The sequence below is a fragment of the Variovorax sp. GW823-FHT04F07 genome, assembly GCF_058795995.1.
This window is the reverse complement of record NZ_JBXAIG010000001.1, coordinates 756,091-771,372: the sequence shown is the minus strand read 5'-3', so window position 1 is coordinate 771,372 and position 15,282 is coordinate 756,091. Positions and strand designations below refer to the sequence as shown.

Sequence of the window (15,282 nt, the reverse complement as noted above, 5' to 3'; positions counted from 1 at the left end):
GGCACGGAAAGGGCCGGCAGAAAGTTAACCAAAGAGCCGCGTGACGTCGTTGAAGAGTGCGACCGACATCATCACCAGCAGCAAGGCGACACCGCCACGCTGCAGCCGTTCCATCCAGGCGTCGGAGACGCTTTTCCCGGTCAGGCCCTCCCAAAGATAATACATCAGGTGCCCCCCATCGAGGACCGGCAGCGGCATCAGGTTGAGCACCCCGAGGCTCACGCTGATGAGCGCGAGAAAGACCAGGTACTGCGTCAGACCGAGGCTGGCGGACTTGCCGGCGTAATCAGCAATTGTTAAGGGACCGCTCAGGTTCTTGATCGAGGCCTCACCGATCAGCATCTTGCCCATCATGCGAACCGTGAGCGCGGACACCTCCCAGGTGCGCACCACGCCACGCCAGGCGCCGTCGATGACGCCCTGGCGCACCGTGACCATCTCGGGCGGCGCGCCGACGTAGGCGCCGATGCGCGCGACCTTGACTGCGCCCTCTTCGCGCACTTCCGGCTTGACCTCGAGCGAGAGCGGCTGGCCGCCGCGCTGGAGCTGCCAGGTCTGCGTGCGCGCCTGCCCGGCGGCATCGACCGAGGCTCGGATGACTTCGCGCAGCTGCTGCCCGTCGAGGATGGGGGTGTCGCCGATGGTAAGAACCAGGTCGCCATTGCGCAGGCCCGAACGCTCGGCCGCACTGCCCGCCATGACCTCGCCGATCTCGGGGCGGGTCAGCGGTGCGACCACGCCGATCTTGCGGAACATCTGCGGATCGGCGTCCTTGGCCTCCATGCGGCTCAGCGGCAGGACCAGTTGACGGCCGGGGCGACCGCCCTCACCCGCCACTTCGAGCGTGAGGTCGCGGCCGTCGAGCGCGCCGCGCGTCATGCGCCAGCGCAGGTCTTCGAAGGACTGGACCGGTGACAGGTCGCCGTCGAAACCGGCCTGGGTGATGTGTTCGCCGCCGCGCAGGCCGGCCGCCTCGGCCAGCGACGCCGCCACGGGCCGGGCCAGCTTGGCCACGGGCTCGTCGACGCCGATCCAGTTGACCGCCGTGTACAGAACGACCGCCAGCAGCAGGTTGGCGATCGGACCGGCGGCCACGATGGCCGCGCGCGAGCGCAGCGGCTGGGTGTTGAAGGCGCGGTGCCGCTCTTCGGGCGCCACGGGACCTTCGCGCTCGTCGAGCATCTTGACGTAGCCGCCGAAGGGAAAAGCACCGATCACGAACTCGGTCTGCTGCCCCGGATGCTGGCGCTTGGGCTGCCAGCGCAGGAGGGCCTTGCCGAAGCCGACCGAGAAGCGCTCCACCTTGACGCCGCAGGCCACGGCCACGCGGTAGTGGCCGTATTCATGGACCGCGATGAGGACGCCGAGAGCGACCACAAAAGCTATGACGGTGAGCATCGGGGTCCTCTGCGCTGTAGGGAATCAGGCCGCGAAACGTGCCGCGGCGGCATTCGCCGCCTCGCGGGCGCTGGCGTCGAGCGCCAGCAGGTCGGCCAGCGATGCCGGCTTGGAGGGCATGACCGCCTCCAAAGTTTCCAGGTTGACCGCATGAATGCGATCGAAACGCAGGCGCCGGTCGAGAAAGGCGGCCACCGCCACCTCGTTGGCCGCGTTCAGCACCGCCGTGGTGCCGGAAGCAGCGCGCAAGGCCTGCCACGCCAAGCCCAGGCCGGGGAACAACGCAGGATCGGGCGCATCGAAGGTCAGCGAGCCCATCTGGCGGAAATCGAGCCGTGCCGCCCCGCTCTCGACGCGCTCCGGCCAGGCCAGCCCGACCGCGATCGGCACGCGCATGTCGGGCGTGCCGAGTTGGGCGATGACCGAGGCATCGGTGAACTGCACCATCGAATGCACCACGCTCTGCGGGTGGATGACGACCTCGATCTGCTCCGGCGACACGCCGAACAGGTGTCGCGCCTCGATCACCTCGAGCGCCTTGTTCATCATCGTGGCCGAGTCGACCGAGATCTTGCGGCCCATGACCCAGTTCGGGTGCGCACAGGCCTGCTCGGGCGTCACGGCGCCCAGCGTGTCGGGTGCCCGGGTGCGGAACGGGCCGCCCGAGGCCGTGAGGATGATCTTGTCGATGCGGCGCGGCCAGGTGGACGGGTCTTCGGGCAGCGACTGGAAAATGGCCGAATGCTCGCTGTCGATGGGCAGCAGCGTGGCGCCGCCCTCCTGCACCGTGCGCATGAACAGCTCGCCGCCGACGACCAGGGCCTCCTTGTTGGCCAGCAGCAGGCGCTTGCCGGCGCGCGCGGCGGCCAGGCACGGCGCCAGGCCGGCGGCACCGACGATGGCGGCCATCACGGCATCGACTTCGTCGTCCGACGCTATTTTTTCGAGAGCATCGTCGCCCATCAGGACGCGGGTCGGCAGATTGTTCTGCTTGAGCTTTTCAGCCAGCAGCGCGGCATGCGGCGCACTCGCCATGACGGCGAAGCGCGGCGAGAAGCGCGCGCATTGGGCCAGCAGCTCGTCGACCTTGGTGGCCGCCGAGAGCGCAAACACCTCGAAGCGTTCGGGGTGGCGGGCAATGACGTCGAGCGTGCTGACACCGACCGAACCGGTCGAGCCGAGCACCGTGACACGTTGTTTGGGAGTGTTCACAGGAAAGCCAGCATCATGGCAATGGGAAGTGCCGGCAAGAGGGCATCCACGCGGTCGAGCACGCCGCCGTGGCCGGGCAGCAGCCGGCTGCTGTCCTTGGCGCCGGCGCTGCGCTTGATCAACGATTCGACGAGGTCGCCGACGACGCTCATCGCCGCCAGGAACACCGCCCCGATCAACAGCAGCCACCAGCCGCGCTCATGCAGGCGGGTGTAGAGGCTGGGCACCGTGGCGCCCAGGCTCTTGTCAGCCCAGACCCAGGCGAACGCCAGCACGATGACGCCGGCCATGCCGCCCCAGACACCTTCCCAGCTCTTGCCGGGGCTGATGGCGGGCGCCAGCTTGGCGCGCGTGAACTTCAGGCCGAAGGCGCGGCCGGCGAAATAGGCGAACACGTCCGCCACCCAGACCAGCACCAGAATCGACAGCAGGAAGTTGATGCCGACCATGCGCGCCTGCACCGCCGCGAGCCATGCGACCCACAGCGCCAGCAGGCCGCCCACCAGCCGCAGCCCGCGCGGAATGCGCGGCCAGCCGGGCACCGCGACGCGCAGCAACGCCGCGCCGCCGAGCACCCAGGCCGCACTGGCCAGGGACCACATGACGAACAGGCGCTGCTCCAGCAGCCCCAGCCACCACGACAGCCCGCACAGCGCCACCATCTCGGCGCCCAGGAACAGCGACATGCCCTGCCCATAGCCGTTCAGGCGCCCCCACTCCCACGCGGCGGCGCCGATCAGCACCAGCATCACGCAGGCGAAGGGAATGTGGTTTCGGTAGAACAGCGCCGGCAGCAGGATCGCGAGCAGCACGATCGCCGTGAGGATGCGTTGTTTGAGCATGCGGAAGGTGGTGTCGGGCCGTTGTCAGGCCGCGGAAGCCGAGACCTGCGCCGAGGTCTGGCCGAAGCGACGCTCGCGACCCTGGAACGCGGCAATGGCCTCGTCCAGCGCAGCCTCGTCGAACTCGGGCCACAGCTTGTCGCTGAAGAACAGCTCGGCGTAGGCACTCTGCCAAAGCAGGAAATTCGACAGCCGCTGCTCGCCACCCGTACGGATGAACAGGTCGGGGTCGGGCACGTGGGCCAGCGCCATGGCGCGATCGAGGTTCATCTCGGTCATGGGCAGGCCCTGCTCGGCGAGCTTGGCCGCGGCGCGTGCGATGTCCCAGCGCCCGCCGTAGTTGAAGCAGATGTTGAGAATCAGCCGTGAGTTGTGGGCCGTGGTCTGCTCGGCCGACACCAGGCCGGCCACCATCTTGTCGGACAGACCGGCGCGTTCACCCACAAAGTGCAGCCGCACGCCATCGGCGTTGAGCCGCGGCACTTCGCGTGCGAGTGCCCCGACCATCAGCTGCATCAGCCCGGAGACTTCTTCAGGGGGACGGCTCCAGTTCTCCGAGGAGAACGCGAACACGGTGAGCACGCCCACGCCACGGTCGGCGCAGGCCTTGACGCAGCGCCGCAGCGACTCCACGCCCTGCTTGTGCCCCGCCACGCGAGGCAGGAAGCGCTTGGTGGCCCACCGGCCGTTGCCATCCATGACGATGGCAACGTGGTGCGGAGGGGACGTCGTCTGCGGCGAGGAGGCCATGCGGAGCCTCAAACGGCCATGATCTCCGCTTCTTTCGCGGCGACCAGACGGTCGATTTCCGCGATGTGCTTGTCGGTGACCTTCTGGATGTCGCCTTCAGCGCGCTTCTGGTCGTCTTCCGAGGCCAGCTTGTCCTTCACGAGCTTCTTGACCGCTTCGTTCGCGTCACGGCGCAGGTTGCGCGTGGCGATCTTGGCGCTTTCGCCTTCGTTGCGGACCAGCTTGGTCATTTCCTTGCGGCGCTCTTCGCTCATGGCGGGCAGCGGCACGCGGATCAGGTCGCCCATCGACGCAGGGTTCAGGCCCAGGTCGCTTTCGCGGATGGCCTTCTCGATCTTGGCGCCCATGCCCTTTTCCCAGGGCTGGACGCTGATGGTGCGCGAGTCGAGCACCGACACGTTGGCCACCTGGCTCAGCGGCACCTGCGAGCCGTAGTACTCGACGTGGATCGAGTCGAGCAGCGCCGAGTTGGCGCGACCCGTGCGGATCTTGGTGAGGTTGTTCTGGAAGGCGGCGAGCGACTGGTTCATCTTCGCGTCGGTCGCACTGCGAATGTCTGCAATGGTCATCTCAATTACTCCTAGGCATGCACCAGCGTGCCCTCGTCCTCGCCCATCACGACGCGCTTGAGGGCGCCGTTCTTGAAGATCGAGAACACCTTGATCGGCAGCTTCTGGTCGCGGCACAGCGCGAAGGCCGTGGCGTCCATGATGCCGAGATTCTGCGCAATCGCCTCGTCGAAGGTGAGCGTGGCGTAGCGCGTGGCTTCGGGGTGGGTCTTGGGGTCGGCGGTGTAGACGCCGTCCACCTTGGTCGCCTTGAGCACCAGCTCGGCGCCGATTTCGGCACCGCGCAGCGCGGCGGCCGTGTCGGTCGTGAAGAAGGGGTTGCCGGTACCGGCAGCGAACACCACGACCTTGCCCTCTTCGAGGTACTGCAGGGCCTTGGGGCGCACATAGGGCTCGACCACCTGCTCGATGGCGATGGCGGACATCACGCGGGCCACGAGACCCTGCTTGTTCATCGCGTCGGCCAGGGCCAGCGAGTTCATGACGGTGGCCAGCATGCCCATGTAGTCGGCCGTGGCGCGGTCCATGCCGACGGAGCCTCCCGCGACACCGCGGAAGATGTTGCCGCCGCCGATCACGACCGCCACCTGGACGCCCATGTTCACGACCTCGGCCACTTCTTCGACCATGCGCACGATGGTGGCGCGGTTGATGCCGAAGGCGTCGTCGCCCATCAGTGCCTCACCCGACAGCTTCAACAAGATTCGCTTGTGGGCTGGGCGGGCATCAGACATGGGCATTTTCCTTAGAGGGTTGGCGGGGGCGAGTGTAAAACGTGGCGGTGAAAAAGCGGCGGCACGCTGTCGCGCACCGCCGCTTGGAGGCCTGCCGGATCAGGCGGCAGCCTTGGCAGCAGCGACCTGGGCAGCCACTTCGGCAGCGAAGTCGTCGACCTTCTTCTCGATGCCTTCGCCGACCACGTACAGGGTGAAGCCCTTGATCGTGGTGTCGGCGGCCTTGAGCATCTGCTCGACGGTCTGCTTGTCGTTCTTTACGAACGGCTGGTTGTGCAGCGAGACTTCCTTGAGGTACTTCTGCACGCCGCCTTCGATGCGCTTGGCAACGATGTCGGCCGGCTGCGGCTTCTTGCCTTCGGCTTCGGCCGTCTTGCGGTCTTCTTCAGCCTTGCCGGCGGCCACTGCGCGCTCTTTTTCGATCAGGTCGGCGGGCACGTCCGATGCCTGGATGGCGACCGGCTTCATGGCGGCGATGTGCATCGCGACGTCCTTGGCCGAGGTGTCGTCACCTTCGAATTCGACCATCACGCCGATGCGCGTGCCGTGCAGGTACGACGCCAGCTTGCCGTTGCCCGTGAAGTGCTTGAAGCGGCGGAAGCTCATGTTCTCGCCGATCTTGCCGATCAGGCCCTTGCGCACGTCTTCGAGCGTGGGGCCGAAACCGTCCTGCTCGTAAGCCAGCGCACCCAGCGCGGCGATGTCGGCGGGGTTGTTCTTGGCGACCAGCATCGCGGCAGCGTTGGCCATGGCCAGGAAGCTGTCGTTCTTGGTGACGAAGTCGGTTTCGCAGTTGATTTCGATCATGCCGCCGGCAGCGCCGTCGACGAAAGCCGTGACCACGCCTTCAGCGGTGATGCGGCCCGATGCCTTGCCAGCCTTGTTGCCGAGCTTGATGCGCAGCAGCTCTTCGGCCTTTTCCATGTTGCCATCGGCCTCCGTCAGGGCCTTCTTGCATTCCATCATGGGCGCATCGGTCTTCGCGCGCAGTTCGCCGACCATGCTTGCGGTGATTGCAGCCATTTGTGTATCTCCGTAAATCCAAAAATCAGGTTAAAAAAAAGGGGCACCAAAGCCCCTTCTTCAGGCTCGCGAACGCGCCTATCAGGCCGAAGCGCCTTCTTCGACTTCGACGAATTCGTCGCCGCCGCCTTCGGCAACGGCCTTGACCACGTCACCACCGGCGCTGTTGCGGCCTTCGATGATCGCGTCGGCGATGCCACGGGCGTACAGCGTGACGGCCTTCGACGAGTCGTCGTTGCCGGGGATCACGTAGTCGATGCCTTCGGGCGAGTGGTTGGAGTCGACCACGCCGATCAGCGGGATGCCGAGCTTCTTGGCTTCGGCCACGGCGATCTTGTGGAAGCCCACGTCGATCACGAAGATGGCATCGGGCAGCGCAGCCATGTCCTGGATGCCGCCGATGTCCTTCTCGAGCTTCGCGATTTCGCGCGAGAACGTGAGCTGCTCTTTCTTGCTCAGGCTGTCGAGGCCGGCTTCTTGCTGGGCCTTCATGTCCTTCAGACGCTTGATCGAGGTCTTGACGGTCTTGAAGTTGGTCAGCATGCCGCCGAGCCAGCGGGTGTCGACGAAAGGCACGCCGGCGCGGCGAGCTTCGGCAGCCACGATTTCACGGGCCTGGCGCTTCGTGCCGACCATCAGGATCGTGCCGCGGTTGGCCGTGAGTTGCTTGGCGTACTTCATCGCGTCCTGGAACATCGGGAGCGACTTTTCCAGGTTGATGATGTGAATCTTGTTGCGGTGACCGAAGATGAACGGAGCCATCTTGGGGTTCCAGAAGCGGGTTTGGTGACCGAAGTGGACACCGGCTTCCAGCATTTCGCGCATGGTGGTCGACATTGAATTTACTCCAAAGGTTGGGTCTAAAATCCAGCCCGTTTTGCGCCCCTTCGACGGGGTCGCAACACCTTGATTGGGCCGGTTTGCGGATGTGCTTGACTGGCAGCGACAAAACTGTCGCATAACCAGCGAAACCCAAAGAGTATAGCACGGCGGCCACCCCCTCCTCCCTCGAACCGAGCCGTTCCAAGGTACCCTCGACGCCATGAACGACCTTCACGCCACCCGTCTCACCCTTCTGGCTGGCGGTTCCGATGCGCGCACCGAAATGGAGCGCGCCATCGCCCTCTCCGAATCCCCGGCCTGCGCCCACGTTTTCACCCGCACGATGTTCGACGAGGCCCGCACGGCCGCCGCCGCATCGGCGCCCGAAAGCCGGCTGGCCGGACTTGCCTTCACCAGCAAGGACCTGTTCGACGTCGCCGGCCAGCCGACTCCCGCCGGATCGGCCGTGCTCTCGCACGCACCGGCCGCCCCGGCCGATTCGCTCGCCGTGGCCCGACTGCGCGCCGCCGGCGGCGTGCTGACCGGGCGCACCAACATGACGGAGTTCGCCTTTTCCGGCGTCGGCGTCAACCCGCACCACGGAACACCCGCCAACGTGAGCGACACCGCCACGCCGCGCATTCCGGGCGGCTCGTCGTCCGGCGCGGCGATTTCGGTGGCAAGCGGCGCAGCCTTCATCGGCCTGGGCTCCGACACCGGCGGCTCGATCCGCATCCCGGCCGCGCTGAACGGCATCGTCGGCTTCAAGAACACCGCCCGCCTCACGCCTGCCGACGGCGCGCTGCCCCTGTCGACCACGCTCGACACCGTCTGCGCCATGACCCGCTCGGTGCGCGACGCCGTCACCGCGCACGAGATTCTCTCGGCTCGGCAGGTGACGCCCGGCTCGGCGCCGCTGTCGGCCTACCGGCTGGCCGTCGTGAAGAACGTCTTCCTCGACGACCTCGAGCCTGCCGTGGCCACGGCTTTCGAGCGCACCCTGGCCACCCTGCGCGCCACGGGTGCCCGCATCCAGGAAATCGAACTGCCCGAGCTGGCCGACCTGCAGAGCATCAATGCCACCGGCGGCTTCTCGGCGGCCGAGTCGTACGCCTGGCACCGGCTGCTGCTGGAACGCAGCGGCGCCGGCTACGACCCACGCGTGGCGCAGCGCATCCTGCGCGGCGCGGGCATGAAGGCACACGAGTACATCGATCTGGTCCGCGCCCGTCGCGACTGGATCGCCCGCGTCGAGAAGGCGCTGGCACCGTTCGACGCCGTGGTGTCGCCGACCGTGCCGATCACGGCGCCGTCCATCGCCAGCGTGGCACCGGGGGCCGAGCGCGACGACGAATTCTTCCGCGTCAACGCGCTGCTGCTGCGCAACCCGTCGATCGTCAACATGCTCGACGGCTGTGCCCTTTCGCTGCCCTGCCACGTCGCCGGCGAACTGCCGGTCGGCCTGATGCTGTGGCACGGCCCGATGCACGACGACGCCGTGCTCGCGGTGGCGCTCCAGGCCGAACGCGCGCTACAGAATTAACCGCTGTCACCGCCCGCCTCACGGGCGTCAGCCGCTTCTTTTATCTAGAACATTTCAATGAAAATCGCGATCGTGGGCGCCGGCATCGTCGGCGTCACCACCGCCTGGGAACTGGTTTCCGACGGCCATGAAGTGAGCGTGTTCGAGCGCCGCGGCGCCGCCGCCGAAGAGGCCAGCTTTGCCAACGCCGGCGTGGTCGCGCCGGGCTATGTCACGCCGTGGGCCGCACCGGGTATGCGCGGCAAGGTGCTGCGCTCGCTGCTGTCTTCGCACGGCGCCATCAAGCTGCGCTGGCCGCTGAGTTCGCGCGACCTCGGCTGGATGTCGCGCTGGCAGAAGGCCTGCAAGCTCGAGACCTACCTGGCCAACCGCGCCCGCATGCAACGGCTGGCTTTCTACAGCCGCACCCGGCTGCACGCAGTGACCGAAGCGCGCGAGCTGAGCTACGAACGCAGCGACGGCTACCTGGTGCTGCTGCGCTCCAAGCGCGAGAAAAAACTGGTGCAGCCCGGGCTGGAGGTGCTGCGCTCGGCCGGCAGCGTATTCCGCGAGATCGATGCCGACGAGGCCCGCCTGATCGAGCCCGCGCTCAACCCCGACACCCCGCTGGCAGGCGCCATCCACCTGCCGGAAGACGAGGTCGCGAACTGCCGCCAGTTCGCGCTGCTGCTCAAGTGGGAAGCGGAGGCTTTGGGCGCGCAGTTCCACTTCAACTGCGACATCGCGCCCCTGAGCCGCGCCGCGCCCACCTCGCTGACGCTGGCCAGCGGCTCGGACGCGCTGCAGTTCGACGCCATTGTGGTGTGCGCCGGGCTGTCGTCCGCCGCGCTGCTGCGCCCTCTGGGGCTGCGCATTCCGCTGGCGCCGGTCTACGGCCACTCGGTCAGCGCCCCGGTGCGCGAGCCGCTCAACGCGCCGCGCAGTGCGGTGATGGACGAACGCTACAAGGTCGCGATCTCCCGCCTGGGCCAGCGCGTGCGCGTGGCCGGCAGCGCCGAGATCGGCGGCTCGCCCGACGCCATGAGCCCGGCCGCGATCCAGACGCTCTACAAGGTGCTGCACGACTGGTTCCCCGGCGCTGCCACGTTGCAGTCGGGCATCCAGCAATGGAAAGGCGCCCGGCCGATGCTGCCCGACGGCCCGCCGGTGCTGGGCGCCAGCGGCATTCCCGGCGTGTGGCTCAACCTGGGCCACGGCTCGAGCGGCTGGGCGCTGTCGTGCGGCAGCGCGCGCGTGCTCGGCGACCTGATTGGAGGGCAAGACCCCGGCATCGACCTCGAAGGCCTGGGGATCGAGCGGCTCAGTCTTTAGAACCCCAGCGGCGCAGTTGCTCGGGGGTGGCCGGTTTTTCCACCGGCAGTTCGGGCCGGGGCGCCCAGCGTTGGGCGATCAACCCCAGGATCGCCGGTGCGATCAGCCCGAAGAACACCAGCACCAGCAGGTCCAAGCCCAGCATCAACCACTGCCTGCCGGACCCTGCCTCGACCGGCACGTCAAGCCACCGGATCACGCCGATGCCATAGCCCACGCCCAGGGCCCAGGCGACGTCGCGCAGCGGCACCCGGCGCAACAGCTCGGCCAGCAGGAACAGCCCCCACACCACGATCAGCAGGCAGACCGCCCAGGCCGCGCCGGCGATCATCGCTGCGGCCGTGCCAACGAACCCGGCCAGGCACGCCAGCAGCAGAACCAGCAACCAGCCGAAGGTCTCGAGCATCATCGGTCGATGATAGGAGGCGCGGTGTCGGCGGCACAATGGCTCGATGCATCGCATCACGTCCGCCAGCGCCGCCGACCTGTTCGACATCGCCGCCACGCGTCGCATCGAGCAGGCAGCAGCCTCCGCCCTGCCCCCTCACACGCTGATGCAGCGCGCCGGCCTCGCCGCGGCGCGGCTCGCGATGGCGCTCGCGCCGCATGCGCGAACGATCTGGATCGCCTGCGGCCCCGGGAACAACGGCGGCGACGGCTTCGAAGCCGCGGCGCAACTGCGGCATCGCGGCTTCTTTCCGGTCGTCACCTTCGTGGGCGATGAAGGCCGACTGCCATCGGATGCCAAGGCGTCGCTGCAGCGTGCGCGCGATGCGGGCGTCACCTTCGCTTCTCAGCCGCCATCGAGCTTCGAGCTGGCGATGGATGCGCTGCTCGGCATCGGATCGACCCGCCCGCCGTCGGGCGCAATGGCCGAATGGCTCGCGCGGATGCACACGGGCGCACCACCGGTGCTCAGCATCGACGTGCCCTCGGGCCTCGACGCCGACACCGGCATGCTGGCCTCCAACACAGATCAAGCGTCGGCATCGGTCCGCACCACCCTCACCTTCCTCACGCTGAAACCGGGCCTGTTCACGGCGCAAGGCCGCGACGCGGCCGGCACGGTGTGGTTCGACGACCTAGGTTGCAGCGCGTTCGCCCAGGAGCGACCAACAGCCCGCCTCGCAGGCGCGCCCGATATCCAGCCGCGCACCCACGCCTCGCACAAGGGCAGCTACGGCGATGTCGCGGTGATCGGCGGCGCTTCGGGCATGGCTGGTGCCGCGCTGCTGGCCGGCTCGGCTGCGCTCCATGCCGGCGCAGGACGCGTGTTCGTCGGATTGCTCGATCCCCGCGCTGCGCCGGTCGACCCCTCGCAGCCCGAACTGATGCTGCGCGACGCCCACTCGCTGGACCTCGCGGGCATGACGGCCGTGTGCGGCTGCGGGGGCGGCGATGCCGTGCGCGAGTTGCTGCCACGCGCGCTATCGACGGCCGCCGCGCTGGCGCTCGACGCCGATGCGCTCAACGCCATCGCCGCCGATCCATCACTTCAGGCGCAACTGATCACGCGAGGCCAGACCGGCGCTCCCACCGTGCTCACGCCGCATCCATTGGAAGCTGCCCGCCTGCTCTGCGACACGACGGGTGGCGTGCAAGCCAACCGCCTGGCCGCAGCCCGCGCGTTGGCATCGCGCTTCGGCGCGGTGACAGTGCTCAAGGGGTCTGGAACAGTGATTGCCGATGCGGGCGACGAGCCGCCGGTCATCAACCCGACCGGCAATGCCCGCCTCGCCACCGCAGGCACCGGCGATGTGCTCGCCGGCATGATCGGCGCGGCGCTCGCGATGCGCCGCCCCGCGTTCGAGGCGGCGTGCGAGGCCGTCTGGCAGCACGGCCGCATCGCCGACCTGTGGCCGGCCGATGCGGCCCCGCTCACGGCAGGCTCGCTGGCCCGCCGCGCGCCCGACTGAGCGCAGGACTCAGCCGCGCCCGACGAAGGGCATCTTCGTGGCCATGATGGTGTGGAAGAGCACGTTGGCTTCCAGCGGCAGGTTCGCCATGTAGAGCACCGACTGGCCGACGATCTTGACGTCGATCAGCGGCTCGATCGCGAGCTCGCCATTGGCCTGCGGCACGCCGGTGGCCATGCGCGCGGCCAGCTCGGTCATGGCATTGCCCACGTCCACCTGCCCCACCGCGATGTCGTACTTGCGGCCATCGAGCGAAGCGGTCTTGGTCAGCCCTTCGACCGCGTGCTTGGTCGAGGTGTAGGCGGCGGAATTCGGCCGCGGCGTGGTTGCCGAGATCGACCCGTTGTTGATGATGCGGCCGCCCCGCGGCGTCTGCGCCTTCATCGTGCGGAAGGCCTGCTGGATGCAGAAGAACATGCCGGTGAGGTTGATGTCCACCACGCCCTTCCACTGCTCGGGCGTCCAGTCTTCGAACGGTCCCGGCGGGTTGCCCACGCCGGCGTTGTTGAACAGCAGGTCGACGCGCCCGAAGCGCTCGACCGTGGCGCCGAACAGCGCCTGCACCGAGTCGGCATTGGCCACGTCGGTCGGCACCGCGAAGGCGCGCGCACCGGCGCCCGACTCTTCCGCCACCTGCTCCAGCGGCTCGAGGCGGCGCCCCGCAAGGGCCACGCTCCAGCCGTCCGCCAGCAGAGCCAGCGCGGCCGCACGGCCGATGCCCGACCCCGCGCCCGTGACGATCGCGATGCGGCCCTTGTTGTTTTCCACGCTCATGCTTCATGTCTCCTTTTCAGCTGGTCCATACACACGGTAAACACGTAGTGTGCACGGCGCATCTCATCCGCGGCGGGGCTTACGCCCCTTGCCCTGCATCTTGTTGGCGGCTTTTTTCACCGCCGACTTGAAGGCCTGCATCGCCGATTGCGGGCCGGCGGGTGCCACGGCAGCGCCGCCGCCGTGCTCCGACCGTGACTCGCCACCGGCCTCCGCCTTGTGGCGAGCGCTTCGCTTGGCCGACGCCTTCACCGGTGCGCTGCCTTTGTCCTTCATCGCACGCGAGGTCAGGTCTTCGCCTTCGCGCACGAGGCGGAAGTCGATCTTGCGGCCATCGAGGTCGACGCGACTCACCTGCACCCGCACCCGTGTGCCGATGGCGTAGCGGATGCCAGTGCGCTCGCCGCGCAGCTCCTGGCGCATCTCGTCGAACTTGAAGTACTCGCCGCCGAGCTCGGTGATGTGCACCAGGCCCTCAACGTACATCGCATCAAGCGTGACGAAGATGCCGAAGGTGGTGGCGGCCGTGACCACGCCGCCGTACTCCTCGCCGAGGTGCTCGCGCATGTACTTGCACTTGAGCCAGGCCTCGACGTCGCGACTGGCCTCGTCGGCGCGGCGTTCGTTGGCGCTGCAATGCAGGCCCGCCGCTTCCCATGCCAGCACTTCCTTGGTCGGCGCGATCGTGGCTTTCTGCGGCTTGGTCGTTGGCGCTTTCACGCGCGAAGCCAGGCGCTTGGCCAGCTTGGCATGCGCCTCGCCCGGCGTCGGCAGCATCGGCAGCTGGTAGCGCGTCTTGCCGAGGATCGCCTTGATCACGCGATGCACCAGCAGGTCGGGGTAGCGCCGGATCGGGCTCGTGAAGTGCGTGTAGGCCTCGTAGGCCAGACCGAAGTGGCCGCTGTTGAACGGCGTGTAGATTGCCTGCTGCATCGAGCGCAGCAGCATGGTGTGGATCTGCTGCGAGTCGGGACGCTCCTTGGTGGCTTCGGCGATCGCCTGGAACTCACCGGGACGCGGATCGTCGGTGATGCTCAAGCCCACGCCCATGGCCTTCAGATAGCCGCGCAGGATCTCTTTCTTCTCGGGCGTCGGACCTTCGTGCACACGGAACAGGCCCGGGTGCTTGCCTTCGGCGATGAAGTCAGCGCTGCAGACATTGGCGGCCAGCATCGCTTCTTCGATGATCTTGTGCGCCTCGTTGCGCGTGCGCGGCACGATCTTCTCGATGCGGCCGGCGTCGTCGCAGATGATCTGCGTCTCGGTGGTTTCGAAGTCGACCGCGCCGCGCTTGCCGCGCTGCTTGAGCAGGGCCCTGTAGACGTCGGCGAGGTTCAGCAGGTCCTTGACGCGCTCCTTGCGCTTGGCGGCTTCGGGGCCGCGCGTATTGCCGAGAATGGCCGCGACCTCCGTGTACGTGAAGCGCGCGTGGCTGAACATCACGGCGGGATAGAACTGGTAGGCGTAGATCTCGCCGTCGGCCGCAACCAGCATGTCGCACACCATGCACAGACGCTCGACCTCGGGGTTGAGCGAGCACAGGCCGTTCGAGAGCTTCTCGGGCAGCATCGGAATCACGCGGCGCGGGAAGTAGACGCTGGTGGCGCGGTCGTACGCATCGATGTCGATGGCCGAGCCGGTCTGCACATAGGCGCTGACGTCGGCGATAGCCACCAGCAGTCGCCAGCCCTTGCCACGGCCCACCTTCGCGGGCTCGCAGTACACAGCGTCGTCGAAATCGCGGGCGTCTTCGCCGTCGATAGTGACGAGCGGCACATCGGTGAGGTCGATGCGGCCCTTCTTGTCGGCGGGGCGCACCTTCTCGGGCAGGGCCTTGGCCTGCGCCAGGCACTCCGCGGAAAACTCATGCGGCACGCCGTACTTGCGCACGGCGATCTCGATCTCCATGCCGGGGTCGTCGATCTCGCCCAGCACTTCTCTCACGCGACCCACGGGCTGGCCGAACAAGGCCGGCGGCTCTGTGAGCTGCACGACCACGACCTGGCCCACCTTGGCGGGGCCGGTCGCGCCCTTCGGGATCAGGACGTCCTGGCCGTAGCGCTTGTCTTCCGGTGCAACGAGCCAGATCCCGCCTTCGTGCAACAGGCGGCCGATGATGGGCTGCTCGGGTCGCTCGACGATCTCGACCACGCGCCCCTCGGGGCGGCCGCGACGGTCCTGTCGCACGATGCGCGCCTTGACGCGATCCTTGTGCAGCACCGCGCGCATCTCGTTCGGTGGCAGGTAGATGTCTGCCTCGCCGTCGTCGCGCTGTACGAAGCCGTGCCCGTCGCGATGTCCTTGAACAGTTCCTTCGATTTCATCCAACAAGCTGCTGGAAGTGACATTATTTTTGATATGATCTCCTTCTTTCCTGAAATTCAAAAC

14 protein-coding genes are annotated in these 15,282 nt (G+C 67.6%); 3 read left to right on the top strand and 11 right to left on the bottom strand.

The features are described 5' to 3' along the window. Nucleotides 1-24: 24 nt before the first annotated feature. From rseP to rpsB, 8 genes are all read right to left on the bottom strand, one after another. Complete coding sequence (gene rseP, locus AC1RAA_RS03590) at nt 25-1,398, bottom strand: RIP metalloprotease RseP (RefSeq protein WP_492726524.1); 1,374 nt, start codon at nt 1,396-1,398, stop codon at nt 25-27. 24 nt (nt 1,399-1,422) lie between these two features. Beyond that, the gene (ispC, locus tag AC1RAA_RS03585) at nt 1,423-2,610 is read right to left on the bottom strand and encodes a 1-deoxy-D-xylulose-5-phosphate reductoisomerase (protein WP_492726522.1); all 1,188 of its coding nucleotides are present in this window, start codon (nt 2,608-2,610) and stop codon (nt 1,423-1,425) included. After that, the gene (locus tag AC1RAA_RS03580; protein ID WP_492726520.1) at nt 2,607-3,452 is read right to left on the bottom strand and encodes a phosphatidate cytidylyltransferase; all 846 of its coding nucleotides are present in this window, start codon (nt 3,450-3,452) and stop codon (nt 2,607-2,609) included. The genes ispC and AC1RAA_RS03580 overlap by 4 nt, the downstream gene beginning before the upstream one ends. A 24-nt stretch (nt 3,453-3,476) precedes the next feature. Further along, complete coding sequence (uppS, locus tag AC1RAA_RS03575; protein WP_492726517.1) at nt 3,477-4,202, bottom strand: polyprenyl diphosphate synthase; 726 nt, start codon at nt 4,200-4,202, stop codon at nt 3,477-3,479. A gap of 8 nt (nt 4,203-4,210) precedes the next feature. Beyond that, a complete protein-coding gene (frr, locus tag AC1RAA_RS03570; RefSeq protein WP_062471609.1) occupies nt 4,211-4,771 on the bottom strand; it encodes a ribosome recycling factor in 561 nt (186 codons plus the stop codon). 11 nt (nt 4,772-4,782) lie between these two features. Further along, nucleotides 4,783-5,505, bottom strand: coding sequence for a UMP kinase (gene pyrH, locus AC1RAA_RS03565; protein ID WP_062471612.1), 723 nt, complete (start codon nt 5,503-5,505; stop codon nt 4,783-4,785). Between the two features lie 99 nt (nt 5,506-5,604). Beyond that, the gene (gene tsf / locus AC1RAA_RS03560; protein WP_369632686.1) at nt 5,605-6,528 is read right to left on the bottom strand and encodes a translation elongation factor Ts; all 924 of its coding nucleotides are present in this window, start codon (nt 6,526-6,528) and stop codon (nt 5,605-5,607) included. A gap of 81 nt (nt 6,529-6,609) precedes the next feature. Further along, complete coding sequence (rpsB, locus tag AC1RAA_RS03555; RefSeq protein WP_492726512.1) at nt 6,610-7,365, bottom strand: 30S ribosomal protein S2; 756 nt, start codon at nt 7,363-7,365, stop codon at nt 6,610-6,612. A gap of 205 nt (nt 7,366-7,570) precedes the next feature. On the opposite strand from rpsB, the gene AC1RAA_RS03550 reads away from it, so the two are divergent. Further along, nucleotides 7,571-8,893 carry an amidase gene (locus AC1RAA_RS03550; RefSeq protein WP_492726510.1) on the top strand — a complete coding sequence of 441 codons (1,323 nt, stop codon included), beginning with the start codon at nt 7,571-7,573 and terminating at the stop codon, nt 8,891-8,893. Between the two features lie 57 nt (nt 8,894-8,950). Further along, the gene (locus tag AC1RAA_RS03545) at nt 8,951-10,204 is read left to right on the top strand and encodes a D-amino acid dehydrogenase (RefSeq protein WP_159277101.1); all 1,254 of its coding nucleotides are present in this window, start codon (nt 8,951-8,953) and stop codon (nt 10,202-10,204) included. Here the strand turns inward: AC1RAA_RS03545 and AC1RAA_RS03540 are convergent. Next, nucleotides 10,194-10,613 (bottom strand): hypothetical protein, encoded by a 420-nt coding sequence (locus AC1RAA_RS03540; RefSeq protein WP_492726507.1) that lies wholly within the window; start codon nt 10,611-10,613, stop codon nt 10,194-10,196. The genes AC1RAA_RS03545 and AC1RAA_RS03540 overlap by 11 nt on opposite strands. Nucleotides 10,614-10,656: 43 nt before the next feature. On the opposite strand from AC1RAA_RS03540, the gene AC1RAA_RS03535 reads away from it, so the two are divergent. Further along, nucleotides 10,657-12,120, top strand: a complete 1,464-nt coding sequence (locus AC1RAA_RS03535; RefSeq protein ID WP_492726505.1) for an NAD(P)H-hydrate dehydratase — start codon at nt 10,657-10,659, stop codon at nt 12,118-12,120. A 9-nt stretch (nt 12,121-12,129) separates the two neighbouring features. Here the strand turns inward: AC1RAA_RS03535 and AC1RAA_RS03530 are convergent, their stop codons facing one another. Together AC1RAA_RS03530 and rnr are read right to left on the bottom strand one after the other, a co-directional pair. Continuing rightward, a complete protein-coding gene (locus tag AC1RAA_RS03530) occupies nt 12,130-12,894 on the bottom strand; it encodes an SDR family oxidoreductase (protein WP_062471631.1) in 765 nt (254 codons plus the stop codon). 63 nt (nt 12,895-12,957) lie between these two features. Next, the gene (gene rnr, locus AC1RAA_RS03525) at nt 12,958-15,225 is read right to left on the bottom strand and encodes a ribonuclease R (protein ID WP_489056915.1); all 2,268 of its coding nucleotides are present in this window, start codon (nt 15,223-15,225) and stop codon (nt 12,958-12,960) included. Between the last annotated feature and the right edge of the window lie 57 nt (nt 15,226-15,282).